The sequence below is a fragment of the Tessaracoccus massiliensis genome, from assembly GCF_000826065.2.
GTDB classification, from domain to species: Bacteria; Actinomycetota; Actinomycetes; order Propionibacteriales; family Propionibacteriaceae; genus Arachnia; species Arachnia massiliensis_A.
Map to the genome: position 1 here is coordinate 77,856 of NZ_LN623540.1, position 18,113 is coordinate 95,968.

General features: G+C 67.1%; 14 protein-coding genes. 10 read left to right on the forward strand and 4 right to left on the reverse strand.

Annotation, left to right across the window (positions count from 1 at the left end):
* Positions 1–89: 89 nt before the first annotated feature.
* Genes BN1186_RS03210 through BN1186_RS03230 form a run of 5 tightly spaced genes read left to right on the forward strand, consistent with a single transcriptional unit; the run spans position 90 to position 5,751 of the window.
* Positions 90–1,046: a DMT family transporter gene (locus BN1186_RS03210; protein ID WP_074436912.1), complete on the forward strand. Its 957-nt coding sequence runs from the start codon at positions 90–92 to the stop codon at positions 1,044–1,046.
* Positions 1,043–2,335 (forward strand): extracellular solute-binding protein, encoded by a 1,293-nt coding sequence (locus tag BN1186_RS03215; RefSeq protein ID WP_040282484.1) that lies wholly within the window; start codon positions 1,043–1,045, stop codon positions 2,333–2,335. Before BN1186_RS03210 ends, BN1186_RS03215 begins: the two co-directional genes overlap by 4 nt.
* Positions 2,332–3,255, forward strand: a complete 924-nt coding sequence (locus BN1186_RS03220) for a carbohydrate ABC transporter permease (RefSeq protein WP_052459718.1) — start codon at positions 2,332–2,334, stop codon at positions 3,253–3,255. Before BN1186_RS03215 ends, BN1186_RS03220 begins: the two co-directional genes overlap by 4 nt.
* 3 nt (positions 3,256–3,258) lie before the next feature.
* A complete protein-coding gene (locus BN1186_RS03225) occupies positions 3,259–4,152 on the forward strand; it encodes a carbohydrate ABC transporter permease (protein WP_082031088.1) in 894 nt (297 codons plus the stop codon).
* Between the two features lie 21 nt (positions 4,153–4,173).
* Positions 4,174–5,751 carry an amylo-alpha-1,6-glucosidase gene (locus tag BN1186_RS03230; protein ID WP_040282488.1) on the forward strand — a complete coding sequence of 526 codons (1,578 nt, stop codon included), beginning with the start codon at positions 4,174–4,176 and terminating at the stop codon, positions 5,749–5,751.
* A gap of 85 nt (positions 5,752–5,836) precedes the next feature.
* On the opposite strand, the gene BN1186_RS03235 is transcribed toward BN1186_RS03230, so the two are convergent.
* The 3 genes from BN1186_RS03235 to BN1186_RS03245 are packed head-to-tail and all read right to left on the reverse strand — an operon-like array spanning position 5,837 to position 10,843.
* Positions 5,837–7,369, reverse strand: a complete 1,533-nt coding sequence (locus tag BN1186_RS03235; RefSeq protein ID WP_082031089.1) for an amino acid permease — start codon at positions 7,367–7,369, stop codon at positions 5,837–5,839.
* Between the two features lie 59 nt (positions 7,370–7,428).
* Positions 7,429–7,881, reverse strand: coding sequence for a NanQ anomerase/TabA/YiaL family protein (locus BN1186_RS03240; protein ID WP_040282490.1), 453 nt, complete (start codon positions 7,879–7,881; stop codon positions 7,429–7,431).
* A 1-nt stretch (position 7,882) separates the two neighbouring features.
* Complete coding sequence (locus BN1186_RS03245; protein ID WP_040282492.1) at positions 7,883–10,843, reverse strand: glycoside hydrolase family 2 TIM barrel-domain containing protein; 2,961 nt, start codon at positions 10,841–10,843, stop codon at positions 7,883–7,885.
* 163 nt (positions 10,844–11,006) lie between these two features.
* Here BN1186_RS03245 and BN1186_RS03250 point away from each other — a divergent pair, with 163 nt between their 5' ends.
* Both BN1186_RS03250 and BN1186_RS03255 read left to right on the forward strand, forming a co-directional pair.
* On the forward strand, positions 11,007–12,011 hold the full coding sequence (locus tag BN1186_RS03250; protein ID WP_040282494.1) for a LacI family DNA-binding transcriptional regulator: 1,005 nt from the start codon (positions 11,007–11,009) through the stop codon (positions 12,009–12,011).
* A 31-nt stretch (positions 12,012–12,042) separates the two neighbouring features.
* Complete coding sequence (locus BN1186_RS03255; RefSeq protein ID WP_052459719.1) at positions 12,043–12,441, forward strand: DUF2218 domain-containing protein; 399 nt, start codon at positions 12,043–12,045, stop codon at positions 12,439–12,441.
* 93 nt (positions 12,442–12,534) lie between these two features.
* Here BN1186_RS03255 and BN1186_RS03260 read toward each other — a convergent pair whose 3' ends face one another.
* Positions 12,535–13,257: an NUDIX hydrolase gene (locus tag BN1186_RS03260; protein ID WP_052459720.1), complete on the reverse strand. Its 723-nt coding sequence runs from the start codon at positions 13,255–13,257 to the stop codon at positions 12,535–12,537.
* A 63-nt stretch (positions 13,258–13,320) separates the two neighbouring features.
* Here BN1186_RS03260 and nadA point away from each other — a divergent pair, with 63 nt between their 5' ends.
* The 3 genes from nadA to BN1186_RS15915 all read left to right on the forward strand — a co-directional run bounded on the left by nadA (position 13,321) and on the right by BN1186_RS15915 (position 18,103).
* Positions 13,321–14,343, forward strand: a complete 1,023-nt coding sequence (gene nadA / locus BN1186_RS03265) for a quinolinate synthase NadA (RefSeq protein ID WP_040282496.1) — start codon at positions 13,321–13,323, stop codon at positions 14,341–14,343.
* On the forward strand, positions 14,340–16,430 hold the full coding sequence (nadB, locus tag BN1186_RS03270) for an L-aspartate oxidase (RefSeq protein ID WP_052459721.1): 2,091 nt from the start codon (positions 14,340–14,342) through the stop codon (positions 16,428–16,430). Before nadA ends, nadB begins: the two co-directional genes overlap by 4 nt.
* A 122-nt stretch (positions 16,431–16,552) precedes the next feature.
* Complete coding sequence (locus BN1186_RS15915) at positions 16,553–18,103, forward strand: DUF4031 domain-containing protein (protein WP_052459722.1); 1,551 nt, start codon at positions 16,553–16,555, stop codon at positions 18,101–18,103.
* Positions 18,104–18,113 lie beyond the last annotated feature (10 nt).

Genomic DNA, 18,113 nt, shown 5'->3' on the forward strand with positions numbered 1-18,113 from the left:
ATTCAATGAAACCGGTTGCAACCGGCGAGGGCACTCGCTTACACTCTCCAATGTAACCGGTTACATTCGATGAGGAGTCCACGGTGAGGATGCGAGGCAGCAGGGCGACGCTCGCCACCCTGGCCATCCTCATGGTGACCGCGGTGTGGGGTTCGACCTTCTTCATCATCAAAGACGCCGTCACTCTGGTCGATCCGATCGACTTCCTGGCCGTGAGATTCTCCATCGGCGCACTCATCCCCGCCATCATCTTCTGGCGCCGGCTACGCAGGCTCAGCGCACAACAGTGGCAGATCGGTCTGACTCTCGGCGGCCTGTACGGGCTGGCGCAAATCGTCCAAACCGTTGGCCTGCAGCACACCAACGCCTCGGTCTCCGGGTTCATCACCGGCACCTACGTCGTCCTGACCCCCATCATCTTGTGGATCGCCTTCAAAGCGCGTCTCAACGCCATGACCTGGGTGGCTGTGGGCATCGCCGTCCTCGGCCTGGCCATCCTCAGCCTGACCGGAGTCGGATCAGGCGGCATCGGCGAGTCCCTCACCCTGGTGGGCGCCACCCTGTACGCCCTGCACATCGTGATGCTCGACCGCTGGTCCCGCTCCATGGATGCCGTGTCGTTGACTGTGGTGCAGCTGATCGGCGTCGCCGTCACCTGCTCCTTCCTCGGCCTCCCCGGCGCCTACCGCATCCCGGCGAGCATCCCCGTATGGGGCGCGGTCCTGTACACCGCCATTATCGCCGGCGTCGTCACGATGCTCCTCCAAACCTGGGCCCAACGTCACATCTCGCCGACGCGAGTCGCACTCATGATGACCTTCGAGCCTGTGTTCGCCTCCGCCTTCGCCGTCGCCTTCGGCGGCGAGACCATCACGGCCCGTCTCCTCGTGGGCGGGTCCCTCATCCTGCTGGCCACGCTCGTGGGCCTCCGTGCAGGTAAAGCCGACACCATCGATCCCAACCTCACCCGCCAGATCGCCCCGGACCATCCGGAGCACACCACCCACGAAGGGTCACTGTTGACCCGAGACAGGAGCACACCATGACCACCTTCTCCCGCCGCCAGTTCGGTGGCTTCGCCGGAATCCTCGCCGCAGCAGCCGTTGCCGGCCCCACCCTCACCGCCTGTTCAGGGTCAGGCAGCGGTGGCGGCGAAGGCAAGGTCGTCTGGTCGACGTGGGGCTCACCCGAAGACCTGAAGAGCTATGACCGCTTCCAGGAACAGTTCAAAACCGACCATCCCGAGATCGAACTGGTCTTCCAGCCCACGCCCTCCTACTCCGAGTACCACTCGAAGCTGCTCACCCAGCTCAGCTCCAACACCGCGCCAGATGTGTTCTACATCGGCGACGACCGCGTCGCATCTGTCATCCGCAACAACGTACTGATGCCGATCGAGGGCGCCTCCGTCAGCGAGGGCGACTTCGCCGAGAACGTCCTCGACATCGCCCGCTGGGAGGGGAAGCTCTACGCCCTGCCCAACGACGTCAACCCCGACGCCCTCTGGTACGACAAGCAGGCACTGCAGGACGCCGGCATCACCGAGGACCCGGCCGAGCTCGCCGAGAACGACGAGTGGACCACGGACAAGTTCTTCGAGATGACCGCCAAGCTCGCGTCAGCCGGCCTCACCGGCGCGGTCTACTGGAACTACTGGGCCACGCATGACGGCTTCATGACCACCAACGGTGGCCGCGTCTACGACGACGAAGGCAACTACGTCGCCAACACTGATCCGAACTCCGTGGCAGCCATGGAGGAATACGCCAAGCGCTTCCAGAACGGCGAACTCAAGATCGCCGACCTCCTGCCCGAAGGCGCCGGATCCGAAACCCTGCTGGTCACGCACAAGCTCGGCTTCCTCGCCGCCGGCCGGTACACGATCGGCGCCATCCGCGGCGCGGGGGTCGACGAGGCCCTGTACGACATCGTGCGCTGGCCGAGCCACGACGGTAAAGCTGCCCCCACCGGGGTGGCCGCGTCATACCTGGCGATCAACGCCAAGGCCGCAGACCCGGAGGCTGCACTCACGTTCTTCTCGTCCTTCCTCGACGCGGACGGCCAGCGACTGCGCCTCGAGGGGCAGGGCAATGCGGTGCCGTCCATCAGCGGCGCCGACGACATCGTCACCGATGGGGGCTACCCCGCCCACGCACAGACCATGCTGGACATGCGCGACATCGGCTACTCGAACTACGCCACCGAGGCTGCCGTGCCTGACCTCAGCAACCAGATCTCCGTGGAGTACATGCAACCGCTCTACGAGGGCAAGAAGGACGCCAAGACCGCACTGGATGAGGTGGCTGCACTGGTTGCGGAGAAGACACAGTCATGAGTTCAGCAGCCGTTACCGGGGCGGAGGCAGCTCCGCCCCGGAAGGGGTGGCGGGCGAGGGACAGGTACTGGGGCATGTTCTTCGTGGCCCCTCAGGCCTTGGGCATGCTCACCTTCACCCTGATCCCCTTCGTCTTCGCGTTCCTCCTCGCCTTCACCGAGTGGAACGGGTTCGGGATGCCGCAGATCATCGGATTCGACAACTTCCGCGATCAGCTCACCAGCCCTCTCCTCGGCCGAGCCATCATCAACACCCTGGTCATCGCCGCCGTCACTGTTCCGGTGGGCCTCTTCCTGTCCATCGTGGGCGCTGTCCTGCTCAACAAAATTAAGGGGCGTCCGTTCTACCTGGTGCTGTTCTTCGCACCGGTGGTGACCAGTTCCATCGCGGTGGCCCTGATCTGGCAACAGTTGCTGCGGCCTGACGGCGTCATCAGTGGCTTTCTGACCAACACCTTCGGCATCCCGCCGATCGACTGGCTGGGGCACCCCTGGCTCGCCCTCCTCGCCGTCTGTGTGGTCACGGTCTGGTCGTCACTCGGTCTCAACATCGTGATCTTCATGGCCGGGCTCCAATCCATCTCACCGTCTGTCCTTGAGGCCGCCGCCATCGACGGGGCCGGCCCGCTGGCGCGCTTCTTCAAGGTGATCCTGCCCCTGCTGAGCCCCATCGTGTTCTACCAGTCGGTGGTGGCTTTCATCTCGTCCCTGCAAACGTTCGACCTGGTGTTCGTGCTCGTGCCCAACGCGGGACCCGACAACGGAACCCGCACCATCGTCTACCACATCTACGACCTCGGCTTCGCCAAATCACAGTTCGGCCTGTCGAGCGCCGCCTCCATCGTCCTTCTGGTGCTGACCCTGCTGATCACTGCAATGCAGTTCGGCGCCCAGAAGAAGTTCGTCCACTACGAGGGCTGAGCCATGACCGCATCAACCATCCCCGTCACCACAGCCACCCCCGTAACTCCCGCACCACAGGAACGCCGTCGCCTCCCTTGGCTGGGATGGCTGAAGCATCCCCTTGTGCTGGGCCTCGGCCTGCTCATGGTCGCCCCGTTCATCTGGATGCTGCTGACATCCTTCAAGGGTCTGCCGCAGCTGCTGCAGGATCCTCTGTCCGTTCTACCGGACCCGTGGGTGTGGACCAACTTCCCCGACGCCTGGAACGCGCTGCCATTCGGGCGCGCCTACGCCAACTCGATCTACATCACTGTGCTGGTGGTGTTCGGCACTCTGCTGACCGCTTCGATGGCCGCCTATGGCTTCGCCCGCATCCCTTTCAAGGGTTCGAAGGTGTTGTTCATGGTGTTCCTCGCTATGCAGATGGTGCCCAAGCAGGTCACCCTGGTCCCGTTCTACTTCCTGATGGCCCAGTTCGGCTGGATCGATTCGCACCTGGCTCTGATCATCCCCGCCATCCTGGTCAACCCGTTCGGAGTGTTCCTCGCCCGGCAGTTCATACAGTCCGTGCCCGTCGAATTGGAAGAGGCCGCCATGATCGACGGCGCATCCCGGTGGCGCATCTACTGGACCATCATCCTCCCCGCCATCCGGCCGGGCCTGGGTGCGCTGGGCATCATCGTGGCGCTGGACGCGTGGAACAACTTCCTGCTGCCGCTGGTGCTGCTGAACTCCACCGAGTTGTTCACCATCCCCCTGCTTCTCAGCCAGTTCCAGGGCCAGTACGGCGGGATGAACTACGGCCTCGTGATGGCAGCCACCGCGCTGTCGACGGTGCCCATGCTGATCGCGTTCATGATCGGCCAGCGCCAGATCATCGAGTCCCTGGCCACATCCGGGCTCGGTGGCCGCTGACACAAGGAAGGCGTCTCTGACATGCACAGCGATCTCGGCGAGGATCTCGCCCACTGGTTCGACCTGCACCATGTGCCCTACACCGTGCGCGGCTCGCGCCTGTTCGTACGCCGCGGCGAACGGGGGCTGGACGTATACCGCGCCGCGTACGAGCGGCCGCTGGCCAACAGTGTCGCCGTGGCAGGGCTCCGTGTCGTCGATCCGCACGGTGTCGACGCGGAGGTCACCCGCGTGGCCCCGCTACGCGTCACGTTCCGCGGCGGCGCGCACCTGTACGTCGCGGACGAGCGCGTCGTCGTCGAGCTGCCGGAGGGCTTCCTGCTCGAGACGGGATCAGTCGACGAGTCGCAGGCGAATATCGAGATCGTGCGCGGCTGCGAAGGCACGGGGATCCGTGCCCTCGCAGCCGAGCTGGGCGAGTGGATGGCCAAGTGCCCCCGCGTCGACAAGCAGTGGCGCGACGTAACCCGCTTCTGCTGGTGGGTGCTCGGCGCTAACACGCTCAGGCTGGACGCCCCCATCGGCACCAACCGTGCCGTCGTGCCATCGAAGATCGGCTACGTGGGACTGTGGCAGTGGGACGCCTACTTCATGGCGATCGGCCTGCGCCACGGTGACGTCGACTTGGCCACCGAACAGCTGCGCATCGCGCTGGCCCATCAGGGGGCCGATGGGCAACTGCCCGACGTCGTGCACGATGAGGGCGTTCTGGCTTCCTCCGAAGACCTGCCCCCAGGTGACCTGGAGAACCTGCGCCGCATGAGCTCACCGAGCCTGGCGAACTCACGCGTACCGCTGACGAAGCCGCCGCTCACCGCTCTGGCCGTGCAGCTACTGGCGGAGAAGGCGGGCTCCGCCGTGGTGGACGAGTTCCTGCCAGCGATGATGGCAGCGCAGGACTGGTGGTACTCCACCTCCGCTCCCTCGGGCCGCCCCGCCTACCTGCACCCGTATTCCTCGGGGCTGGACGATTCGCCGATCTTCGACACCGAGGCCATCCTCATCTCACCCGACCTGGTGAGCTACCTCATCCTCGCCGACCACATCCTGGCCGGCTGGTTGCGGGAGCGGGGACGTGAAAGCGACGCCCAACGGTGCTCGTCGCGGTCCGACCACGCCGTCGCCGACCTGGTCGCCACATGGGATGCGCGGCGCGGGTTCTTCCCCAGCATCGGCGAGCAGGGCACGCCCGTGACTTCCGAGACGATCGTCTCCCTGATGCCCCTCCTCGTCGAGGGGCTGCCCGGCGAGCAGATGCAGGCCATGCTCGACGCGCTCACCGACCCCCAGCGCTTCGGGACGCCACACCCCCTGCCGACGGTGGCCGTGCGTGATCCTGCCTTCGCCCCGGCCGAAATGTGGCGTGGCCCCGTCTGGGTCAATACGAACTGGTTGGTCGCCAAGGGGCTGCGCGCCCGCGGCGCGACCGACCTGGCCGAACGGCTCGAGTTCGCCACGCTGCGCCTGGTCGCCCAGCATGGACCCAACGAGTACTTCCGCCCGGACACCGGCGAGAAGCCGCCCCGGGCCACCACGGTGTTCGGCTGGTCCGCGGCCTTGACGGTGGACCTCGCGGTTCGCCTGAGCACGGGCAACTGATCGCCACTCCACCGCAAACTCAGCACACGCGAAAGGGCCCGGGAGGCGAACCTCCCGGGCCCTCACCATGCCCACGGGCTGAGCGTCAGTCCTTGACCTTGCCCGCTTCATCGACGGTGGGGTCGTCCTGCTCCTGGGGCGGGACGTAGTCGCCGCGCAGCATCTGCTCTGCGGTGGGCTCCAGTTCCTCATGCGCAGCGGCCGGATCGGTCTGCTTGAGCCGCTTGATGTAGCGCTCGTACCAGAGGACTGCGAGGCCGACGAACACCACAACGCCACCGACGTTGTAGATCAACGTCAACCACAGGGGCTGGCCGACGGGGGTGGTGCCGGCGATGAACACGAACGCGAACACCACCAGAAGGAAGGTGGCCACGGACAGACCGAAGGCCTTCTTACCCATGCGGAAGTCGCGGGCCACGTGATCGTACTTCTTGCGGAGCACCCAGTAGGCCAGGAGGATCAGCAGCGGAGGCAGCAGGGCCGTGGCCGCGGTCATGTTGATCACGATGCCCAACAGGTCGTTGATGTTGCCGGAGCCGAGCGCCGGGATGATGAGGATGGGCACCACGATGGCGAACTGCAGCCAGGCCGCGCGCCACGGGATGCCTTCCTCGTTGAGCTCCACCAACTTGCCACCGAAGATACCCTCGGGGATTTCCGAGAAGAAGATCTTCACCGGGGTGGAGGTCCACATCAGCAATGAGCCCAGCGTCGCCGCCAGGAGGATGAGGCCGACGACGCGACTGACGATGCCGGCCGACATGCCGAAGTGCTCGCCGACGGCGCCCATCACCACGAACAGACCGTTGGAGTAGTCGAGCGTGCCCACCGGGACGAACACGTTCATCAGCAGGGAGGCGGCTGCGTAGAGCAGGCCGATGACGATGCCGGCGATGACGATGGTGCGGACGAAGGCCTTGACGCCACCGCGGAGGTCGTTGAGGAACACCGCGGACGACTCTGCGCCACCCACGCCTTGGATGATCCAGGCCAAGGTGCCGAAGAAGCCCCACGCCATGGCGAAGGTCGACAGATCAGGGGCCATGGTGGAGGCGCTGATGGGGGTTGCGGGCTCGACGCCACCGAACAGCGAAGCGACCGACAGGAGGATGAACGCGGCTGTCAGCACCAGCACGAGGGTGGAGCCGAATGAGGTGACCGAGCCGATCCACTTGGCGCCCCGGGTGGAGACGTAGGTGGCCACCGCAAAGATGACGATCGACAAGATGGTGATCCACAGCTGCGAGAGCTGCTTCTCCTCGCCGTAGAACAGGTAGGAGGAGAACACGAGGATCAGCGGCAGCAGGGACGCGAAGTAGAACAGGTTCACGAACCAGTAGCAGAAGGCCGTGAGGAATGCCCAGCGTCCGCCCATCGACGTCTTCACCCACTGGTAGACACCGGATTCGGAGTTCTTGTTCAACGCCACGAACTCGGCGATGACCAGGGTGAAGGGAATGAAGTAGAGCAGCGTGGCGAAGAAGAACGCCGGGGCCGACGCCAGGCCGATCGCCACGTTGTTGTTGATGACGTTGCGGATGTTGAACACCGCTGCCACCGTCATGGTGAGCAGCGCGAACATGCCGATCCGCGCGCGGTTTACTCCGGTTGACATGGTCAGTCTCTCTCTCGGGAGCAGTTATGGAGGGGGTGGTGGGGACTAGCCCCCTGGTGTCACTTATTGTGGAAGGTGGCGCCCTCAACCGAGACGTGCAGCAGCACGGCATCGGCATCAGGCGCTGGCAGGACACGGAACGCCTCGTCGATGTCAACGACGAGCACCCCGCCTTCCGGCACGACGACGGTCGCGGCGTCGCCGCTGAACGACTGCCGATCCGTCAGATCCGAGTAGGGGCCCTCCTCAGTGAGGCTGGCCTTGGGCGCGACGGCGACCTCCACATCGCCGTCGAGCGCCGCCACCACGCCGTGGTAGCGACGGCGGCCCACCAGAGCGTCCGTGGCGAGCTCGGGGGTACGGTCCCTGCGGTACGTGAGGGAGTCCACGATGGAATAGGCCACCCCCCTCTGCAGTTGCGGGGCGTTGTCCAGCGCCTGGAGGGTCCGGCTCCACTTCTTGTGGCTGGCCATGACCTCGCGCATGATGTCGCGGTGGGTGAACAGTCGCATGTCATTTCTCCTCGGTGGGGCGGATGGTGAACGAGAAGTCGAAGCTCTCAAAGCGGGTGCGGTAGGCGTCGAGCACCTCCGAACCCCAGGAGTTGGAACCGAGCCCCATCACCTGGTCGTTGAGGTTGAGGGTGACGTGGTCGCGGCGCTTCAGATCGGTGCGGTGCTGGGCGTCGTCTATGTCCTGGCAGGTGTAGTTCCAGGCGGAGAAGTGGAACGGGGCCTGATCCGCCGGGCGGCTGATGTGGAGGCCGCTGCCGGCGTCGTCGGTGATGGTCATCCAGCGCACATCGCCCCGGTTGCCGTAATCCTGCGGATAGACGTACGGAGTCTCCATCTCCTCGACGGTGGCGTGCCAGAATCCGATGGTGTTGGCGGCTTTGGAGTCCGGGTAGTTCTCACCAGGGCCACGACCGAACCAGGAGATGTGCTGAAGGGCGCCCGGCACCTCCAGGCTGACGCCGATGCGCGGGATGATGTCGCGGTAGTCGCCGTAGGGCTCGCCGGCGACGTGCACGGTGGCGACGCCATCGGGGGTGATACGCCAGGCGACGCGGCACTGCATGCCGAAATCGAGCACCGGCGGGGCGACGCGCACCTCGTGCTCGATGACGAGCGCGTCGCCATCCTGACGCCAGGTGACGTCACGTGCCGAGGTCTGCATGATCTCCACATGGTTGGGCAGCCAGTGCTCGTCCGCCTCCTGCTGATGGTTGTCGATCAGCGGCTTCCAGAAGCCCACCTTCAACGGCGACTCGACCAGGGAGCGGCCGGCGGCCTGCCAGGAGAGGAGCGCGCCGTCGACCTTATCGAAGACGAGTTCCCCGTTTCCTGCAGTGACTGTGAGGGTGAATTCGTCCTCAGCGGTCTCCACCGCACCCTCCACTGACGGCGGCGCCGGGAGTACATCCACGACCGCCAATTGGAACACGCCGAGTTCCCGACCGGCGTCGGCCCAGTCGTGAGCCTGCGTTGAGAAGACCCGCGCCACTGCGGCCGCGGGAACCCCGTCGCCCAGTTCCAGCTCGAGCTCAGTGGCCCAGGTTTCCCCCGGCCCGACGGGCTCCGGGGTGAGGATCAGAGGCTCGGCCGCCTCGCCGTCGACGGTGGTTTCGACGCGGATCTCGATGTCGCCGAGGCCGGTGAACCAGCGGCGGTTCGTGACGGTGAGTTCGCCGTCGGCCCAGGAGACGCGCACCGGGCAGATGACCTGCTTGTACTCGGTCAGGCCGGGGCTGGGCTCCTGCCAGGGGAAGACCATGCCGTCGATGCAGAAGTTCTTGTTGTTGGGGTAGTCGCCGTAATCACCGCCGTAGGCGTAGAACTCGCGGCCGTCTTCAGTGTGATCCAGCAGGCCGTGATCGCACCACTCCCAGATGAAGTGCCCCTGGATCGACTCCCACTTGTTGAACACCTCCTGGTATTCGGACAGTCCGCCGGGGCCGTTGCCCATCGAGTGGCCGTACTCGCAGTTGATGCGCGGCTTGGGATGCGGATGCTCCCCGAAGTCGTTCATCTGCTGCACGCGCGAGTACATCGTCGAGATGATGTCGACCACCTCGCCGTTGCGATCTTCCTCGTAGTGCACCGGGCGGGTCGGGTCGAGTTCCTTGGCGCGGTGGTACATCGCGCGGATGTTGCACCCGAACTCAGACTCGTTGCCGAGGCTCCAGATCAACACCGATGCGTGGTTGCGCTGAGCCAGGACGTGACGCTCGATGCGGTCGACGTAGGCCGCCTCCCACGCGGGGTCGTCAGTGACGCGGCCCAGGTCGTCAACGTTGGCGAAGCCGTGCGACTCGAGATCCGTCTCAGCGATCAGCATCAGCCCGATCTCATCGGTCATCTCGTAGAAGCGCGGGTCGTTCGGATAGTGCGCGGTACGCACGGCGTTGATGTTGTGAAGCTTCATGAGCTCGAGGTCACGGCGAGCACGGTCCATGGAGATGGCGCGGCCCTTCTCAGGGTCGTGGTCGTGGCGGTTGACGCCGTGCATCATGAAGTACGAGCCGTTGAGGCGCATCAGCCCGTCCACGATGGTGATCTCGCGGAGGCCCAGGCGATGGGGGACGTACTCGGCCGGGCCGTCGTCACCCATGACAGTCAAAGTCATGTCGTAGAGGTACGGCGTCTCGGGGTTCCAGAACGTGGCGTCCTCGATGGTGACCGTGACCGTGTCGCCAGGGTTGAGGACGGTCTCCGCGACGGTGGTGCCGCCGTCGGTGATCCTCCACCCGATCTGTCGCGTGCCCTCGGCCTCTGCGGTGAGGGTGACCTCCGCGGAGTCGCCCACCTTGTGGGTGAAGACGAAGAAGTCCGTCAGCCGGGCCTGGGGTCGCGTGATGAGGTACAGGTCGCGGAAGATGCCCGATGCCCACCACATGTCCTGATCCTCGATGTAGGTGGCGTCGCAGTATTGGAGGACCTTGATTGCGAAGAGGTTGTCGCCGTCGACGATGAGGGCCGTGATGTCGAACTCTGCGGTCAGGCGCGAGCCCTTCGTCATACCGACAAAGTTCCCGTTGAGGTAGATCTCCGCGTAGGACTCCACGCCGTCCATCTTCAGGATGACCTGCTCCCCCTCGGCGGGGGCGGTGAGGCTGACGACGCGCTGATAGGCCCCCGTGGGCGTGTCGGCTGGCACGCGGGGCTGTTCGATGGGGAAGGGGTACCCCTCATCGGTGTACTGGAGGTGGCCGTAGCCGTCGACCTGCCACATGTGAGGGACGGTGACCTCGTCCCAGTCGCCGTGGTATTCGGCCAGGAAGGCGGCAGGGACACGCAGTGGGCCGTCGAAGAGCCGGAACTGCCAGGGCCCGGAGAGGCTGACGAAGCCGCGCGACCTCGTGCGGTCGCGGGTGGCTGCGTCGTCGGGGTTGGCGTAGCCGAAGAAGTATGCGCGGGCGGGGAGCCGGTTGCGCCCGGTGAGTGCTTGGTTTTCCCAGTCGCGGGGATCTGACATGGACTCGGTCTCCTTTGCTCGAGATTTGGATGAAACCGGTTTCATTTCAACCAAGATACACGCCCGACGTCGCTTTGTCAGCAGCGGGGTCGCAATGAAATCGGTTTCATACGGCGTGACACAATGGGGCCCGTCGGCCGCCGAGAGAACGGGGGATACAACCATGGTCAAGCGCGCCACCATCGCGGACGTAGCCCGCGTGGCAGGGGTGTCACGGGCCACGGCGTCCCGCGCGCTCAACGACTCACCTCAGGTCACCGACGTCACCAAGGAGAAGGTACGCGCTGCCGTCCAGGAGACAGGCTTCGTCATGAACAGACTCGGCCGGGCCCTCGCCGTCGGCCGCTCGGAGACCATCGCCATCCTGGTGACCGAACCGCTGGACGAGTTCTTCAGCGACCCCACCTTCCTCACTGTGCTGCGCGGCGTCAACGACGGCCTCGCGGAGACATCGACCATGCCTGTGCTGCTACAAGCCTGGTCCGAATCCGAGCACCGGCGCGCGCTGCGACATTTCGAGCGACGCTCCTTCGACGCCGTGATCTCCATCTCCCCCTATGTCGGCGGCGACATGCTCGAGGCACTCCAAGAGGGCACGCTCCCCGTCGTGCTCTGCGGACAGGTGGAGGGACACCCGTACGTGGGGGTGTTCGGCAACGTGTACGCCGACGACGTCGCTGGCGCACAACTGGCCGGTACGCGGATGATGGAGCGCGGCCGCCGTCGGATCGCCATCATCAACGGGCCGCAGGACAACCCCGCTGCGGTCGACCGTCTACTGGGCTACCGCGCTGCAATGGGCGGGACCTTCGACCCCGAGTTGGCCGTATGGACGGGCTGGGACGAAGCCTCCGGGTTCGAGAGCATGCGATCGCTGCTGGAGCGGGAACCTCAGATCGACGGCGTGCTGGCCGCCTCGGACCGGATCGCCGCCGGAGCCCTACAGGCCCTGTCGCTGGGGGGGAAGAACGTGCCGGCGGATGTATCGCTGATCGGGTTCGACGACCACAACCTGGCCACGGCGGTGACCCCCGCGCTGACGACGGTGCGACAGCCGCTGAACCAAGAGGGTCGCTTGGCCGCGGAGACCGCGCTCGACATGATCGCAGGTGCCCCGGCCCGCACGATCGTGCTTGACATGGAGTTGATCGAGCGGGATTCGGTGTAGCTGGCATGCCTCGCCCAGCTATCCTGGCCGCATGAACTTAGGTAACCCTAACCTAGCCGTCACGAGCACCGCCGTCGTCGAGGTGGAGCGCGCGGCGCGCTACGCCAAGCAGTTGGTCAGCCACATGTCGCGCAAGTTCGGCGGCGGGTGGGACCCGGCGTCGGAGAGCGGCTGGATGCAGTTGGGCGAGACCGGGCGCGCCGAGGTCGCGGTGCAGGGCGGAACCATCACCATGCAGGTGAGCGGTCCTGACCTTGAGGCGATCGAGCGGGTCGAGGGCGCCGTGGGTCGCCATTTGGTGCGCTTCGTCGGCCGCGATGATCTGCAGGTGGCGTGGTCGCGCAACGACGGCACCGCGGGCACCGTGCAGCGCCTCGACGAGCCGCGAGATCTGATCGACAATCCACCCGAGACCAAGCCACACGTCTGATCGCATCCGTTTCGCCTTGGGTCTGTGGCCCAGGAGTCGCACGCCGACGAGGTCTCGGCCGTGCTCCTCAACGACGACGGCGTGGCGGTCCGGCTACTCCGGACGCAACACCGCGAAGGGGTCCGTGACCACGAGTTCGCGGTCCACAAACCTGAACACCCTCGCCGGGCGACCCCCCTTCGACCCCGGCGCCGACATCTCCCCGGTCGCCTCAAGCTGCCCCCGCCGCGTCAGCACCCGCTGCAGGTTGGTCGCGGCCACGTCGCGCCCCAGCGCCGCCATGTACACAGCCCTCAGTTCAGCGATCGTGAACTCCTCGGGCATCAACGCGAACCCGATGTTGGTATAGGACAGCTTCGCCCGAAGCCTCTCGACGGCGTGCTCCACCACGTCTCGATGGTCGAACGCCATCTCCGGCACAGCATCAACCGCAACCCAGGCTGCGTTGTCCGGCAAGGCCGGCTCCGCGTCGGCCGCCACCAGCCCCAGATACGTGGTGCCGATGGTGCGTTGCGCGGGGTCCCGCGCCGGATCCGAGCGTGTGCCCAACTGCTCCAGATGCCCCAGACCCCCCACGTCGACCTTCGCCGCCAGGTGGCGCAGCACCGCGTCGCCCAGCGTCTCGCCCGGCTCGACCGGGCCGGACGGCAGCGCCGGCAGCCCCGCGAACGGCGCCGGGCCGCGCACCGCGGTGAGCACGCACAACGTCGGCGTCGCCTCCTGCCCCGCGACCCCGCGCACCTGCAGCACCGCCCCGATGGCCTCGTGGCGATACAGGGCGACTCCGGCGGCGTCGCGGATTTGGCTCTCGGTCATGGCTGCATGTTACTGTTACATCAGTTTCCGCCTTTGAGGCGATAACCTGCGGAAGGAAGCGACATGACGCTGACCCTCACCCCCACATCGTGGGAGAACTGGACTTCGGAGGAGGTCGCGGCCTGGCAGGAGCGCATCCACCGCCTCGCCAACGAGCGCGACGCCGTGATCCTCGCGCACAACTACCAGGCCGGCATCATCCAGGACGTCGCGCACCACGTGGGCGACTCCCTCGCGCTCAGCCGGCTCGCCGCCACCGCAGACGCAGGGACCATCGTGTTCGCAGGCGTCCACTTCATGGCCGAGACCGCCAAGATCCTCTCCCCCGCCAAACGCGTGCTGATCCCGGATCAGGGGGCTGGCTGCTCTCTCGCCGACACCATCAACGCCGAGCAACTACGCGCCTGGAAGGCCGAACACCCGGGCGCCGTCGTCGTCTCCTACGTCAACACCACCGCCGAGGTGAAGGCCCTCACGGACGTCTGCTGCACCTCAAGCAACGCCGTCGACGTGGTGCTCAGCATCCCCGAAGACCGCGAGATCCTGTTCCTCCCGGACCAATTCCTCGGCGCCCATGTGCGCCGCGCCACGGGCCGCCGGAACATCCACGTGTGGCTGGGTGAATGCCACGTGCACGCCGACATCTCGCCGTCGAGCCTCATCGACGCCGTCCACGACAATCCCGACGCGGCGCTCTACGTGCATCCCGAGTGCGGCTGCACGACGTCGGCGCTGTGGCTGGCGGAGTCGGGCGCGATCCCCGCGGGCCGCACACAGATCCTCTCGACGGGCGGCATGCTCGACGCGGCCCGGCAGGAGACCCGCGGGCAGGTGCTGGTGGCCACCGAGATCGGCATGTTGCACCAACTCCGCAAAGCCAACCCGACGACGGACTTCCGCGCCGTGAATCCCCAGGCGTCGTGCCCGTACATGAAGCTGATCACACCCGAGAAGCTGGAAGCCTGCCTGGGTAGCCCCGAGACCACGAGGGGTTTCGAGGTGGATGTGGAGCCCGAGGTCGCCGCGAGGGCCCGCCGCGCCGTCGAGCGGATGATCGCCATCGGCAACCAGGGCTCCGGCGAATGACGACCACCCTGGTCGAGCCGGTCTCCCCCCAGCCCCTCCACACTCAGGTGGTGGTCGTCGGCACAGGCGCGGCGGGCCTGTCGACGCTGCTGCACCTGGCCGCCGCCGGCGTCGACACCGTCGCCATCACCCGCTCCGGCGTCACCGATTCCGCGACCGCTTGGGCCCAGGGCGGCCTCGCCGCTGTCTGGGACGCCACAGACTGCGTTGAATCCCACATCGCCGACACCCTCACCGCCGGCGCAGGCCTCTGCAACGAGGCCGCAGTCAGCGAACTCGTCGCTGCCGCGCCCGGCACCATCCGTCGCCTGATCGAGCTCGGCGCGCAGTTCGACCGCACCCCCACCGGCGCACTCGACCTGCACCTCGAAGGCGGCCACTCCCACCGTCGGATCATCCACGCCGACGGCGATGCCACCGGCGCGGAGATCGAACGCGCGCTGTGGGCCGCTCTGTCGCAGGCGCTGGAGGGCAGCAGCGTGCGCATCCTGGAGGACGCGCGCCTGGTTGACATCCTGACCGACGGTGGGCGTGCCGTCGGCGTGCGCGTGCTGCCGGACCTCACGATCCACGCCGATGCGGTGGTGCTCGCCACCGGCGGCCTCGGCCAGCTCTGGCCGGTCACCTCGAACCCGGCCGGGGCGACGGGCGACGGCGTCGCTGCGGCCCTACGCGCGGGTGCGGCCGTGCGCGACATCGAGTTCGTCCAGTTCCACCCCACCGTCCTGGCAGACGACGCGGCCACCTCCCGCGGGGTCCTGATCAGCGAGGCGGTGCGCGGCGAGGGCGCCGTGCTGGTCGACTCACGCGGCACGCGGATCATGGACGGCGTCCACCCGCTGAAGGACCTTGCACCCCGCGATGTCGTCTCCGCCGCGATCATCGCCCACCTCCGAACCACCCGCGAGCCGCACGCGTTCCTCGACGCCACGGCCTTCGGCGCCGCGAAGTGGGAGCGACACTTCCCCGGCGTCCTCGGGCTGTGCCGGGAGCGCGGCGTCGATCCCGTCACCCAGCCCATCCCCGTGCACCCGGCGGCGCACTACTCGTGCGGGGGCGTCGCCGCCACGCTCGACGGCGTGACCACGGTGCCGGGTCTGTTCGCCGTCGGCGAGGTCGCGGCCACGGGCGTGCACGGCGCCAACCGCCTGGCCTCGAACTCCCTCACCGAAGCTCTCGTGATGGGCGACCGCCTCGGCCAGCACCTGACTGGGACGGCCCCTGAGCGTGGCCCCGCGACGAAGGAGCCGGGACACGACGAAGGGCCCCCGCAGCCGATCCAACACCTCAATCCCAACCCGTTCATCAATCCCACCTCCATCCCAGCACTCAAGGCCGCGATGCAAAGCCACGCATTCGTCGCCCGCACCGCCGACGGCCTCACCGCTCTGCTCGAGCACCTGCGCGCCGCCCCCACCACGAACGCCCTCACCGACGACTCCCTCACCGCCACCAACCTGCACCTCGTGGCCACCGCCGTCACAACGGCCGCGCTGGCCCGGCAGGAGTCCAGGGGCGCGCACCGCCGCGCCGACTTCCCGCTGCAGACCGCACCACACCACCTCGCCCTCACCCTGCAGGGCGGCCGCCTCACCTGCACCGCCGCCCCCATCGGCACAGGCGCCAGGATCCGCGACACCCGCAAGACCGTGCCCGGCCTGCGTGCGCTGCAGAAGGCGGCCGTGGTGCACGGCGGCGGCGTCAATCACCGCATGGCACTCGGCGACGCCGCCCTCATCAAGGACAACCACGTCGCCGCCACGGGATCTGTGCGCGCCGCGTTCGAGGCGGTGAAGGCGGCTGCTCCCGAGATCCCCGTGGAGGTGGAGTGCGACACGATCGCCCAGGTTCGCGAGGCCATCGAGGTGGGCGCCCAGTTGGTGCTGCTAGACAACATGAGCCCCGACAGCATGCGCGAAGCCGTCAACCTCTGCCGCCGCGCTGGGGTAAAGACCGAGGCCAGCGGCGGGTTGACCCTCGACACCGCCCGAGCCGTGGCCGCCACGGGCGTGGACTACATCTCCATCGGCGCGCTGACCCACTCGGCGAAGGTCCTCGACCTCGGCCTCGATCTCCTGACCGACTGATATCTGGCCCAGCGAGAATATCTCTACCGATTCGGGGGGGGGCAGCGTGGATTATCACACCGCCCCCCGAATCGGTAGAGATATGCGGCAAAGCTTCAGTACTCGTACGCAAGGATGGGGCGATGGGCATCCTGATCGACCCACCACGTTGGCCCGCTCACGACACCGTGTTCGCGCATCTCATCTCAGACACCTCGCTTGAGGAACTCCACGCCTTCGCGCGCGAGGCTGAGCTGCCGCCACGCGCGTTCGACCACGACCACTACGACGTGCCCGCCTCCCGTTACGACGACCTCGTCGCCCTCGGCGCCCACCCCGTCGGCGAGATGGAGCTCATCCGCGCCCTCACCGCCAGCGGCCTGCGCGTCCGCAAGCCGCAGAAATCGCCCACGCGGGAACAGGCCCTCGACGTCGCGCACCGCTCCTGGCGCGGGCTGGGCCTTCCCAACTCCCTCCGCGACGACCTTCTGACCCGCTGGCAGGACCCGCACCGCCACTACCACGATGTCCGCCACCTGGCGCAGGTCCTCACCGCACTCGAGGAGCTCCAGTGCACGGATCCTGTGGTCGTCCTCGCGGCCTGGTTCCACGATGCGGTCTACGAGGGCGTCGCCAGCGAGGACGAGGAGGCTTCGGCCCGGCTGGCGGAGGAGTCGCTGAGCCGGCTCAGCGGACCGCCCCCGCCATCCCCCACCCTCGTGCCCTCACAGCCCGCTGGCGTTCCCGGAGGCGAATCCCCAGAGGACACCCCCACCACGGTCATCCCCCCAGCCCGGGGCCACTCCCAGCCGGCCGCGGACTCGGCTCGGCCCTCCGAGCCGGACCAGACGCAGGCCCTCCCGCGCAAGACGGGCACGTTTCCCCCGACACAGAAACCCCACTCCGAGATCCAATTGCCGCCACAGCCGGCAGAGCCCAGCCAGCCAGCGGACCTCACTGCTGACCCAGAGCAACCCGTCGAGGACACCGCAGAGAACCGACCCAGCCGGCTGCCCTACGTCATCGGCGCCCTGGTGCTGATCGGCATCATCGGCACCATCGTGTTCTTCCTGCTCACCGGAGGCGACGACGACACGGCTGTGCCCGCGCCCGTCCCGACCGAGACCACTACTGCCTCCGTGGAGCCGACGCCGGCCGCACCGCCCGCTGAGGTCACGATCGAGCCCGCACCTGCGGACCCAGCGCCCACCGAGGAACCCCCCGTCGCGCCGGCACCCACTGAGCCGGCGGCCCCCGAGACCACGGTGGCCGTTGAGCCCACCGAACCGGTGGCGAGCGAGCCCGTGACCGATCCCGCCACCGAGACTGCCCCCGCCGCAGAGACGGAGCCGGCCGATCAGGGCGCCCAGCCACAACCCCTCACTGCGGCCGCGCTGCCCGAGACCCTCCTCGGCTACACACTCACCACCAGCGACGGCACCCTCGCCTACCGGCAGGGCGACCAGACCATTCTCCTGCTCGACCTCGGCATCACCACCGTGGACCCGGGCTGGCAGGACATGCTCTTCCCCGATCCCACCGTGCTCAACGACAAGGTGCTCTGCTCCACCGACGCCAACGGCGCCGAGAACTGCCTGATCAAGGACACCCCGTTCGGCGTGATCACGGTGGGCGACGGCGTGAGCAGCGGCATCGGTGACCTCGCCGTCGCGATCGCCGACCACCTCGGCTGAGACTGCCACC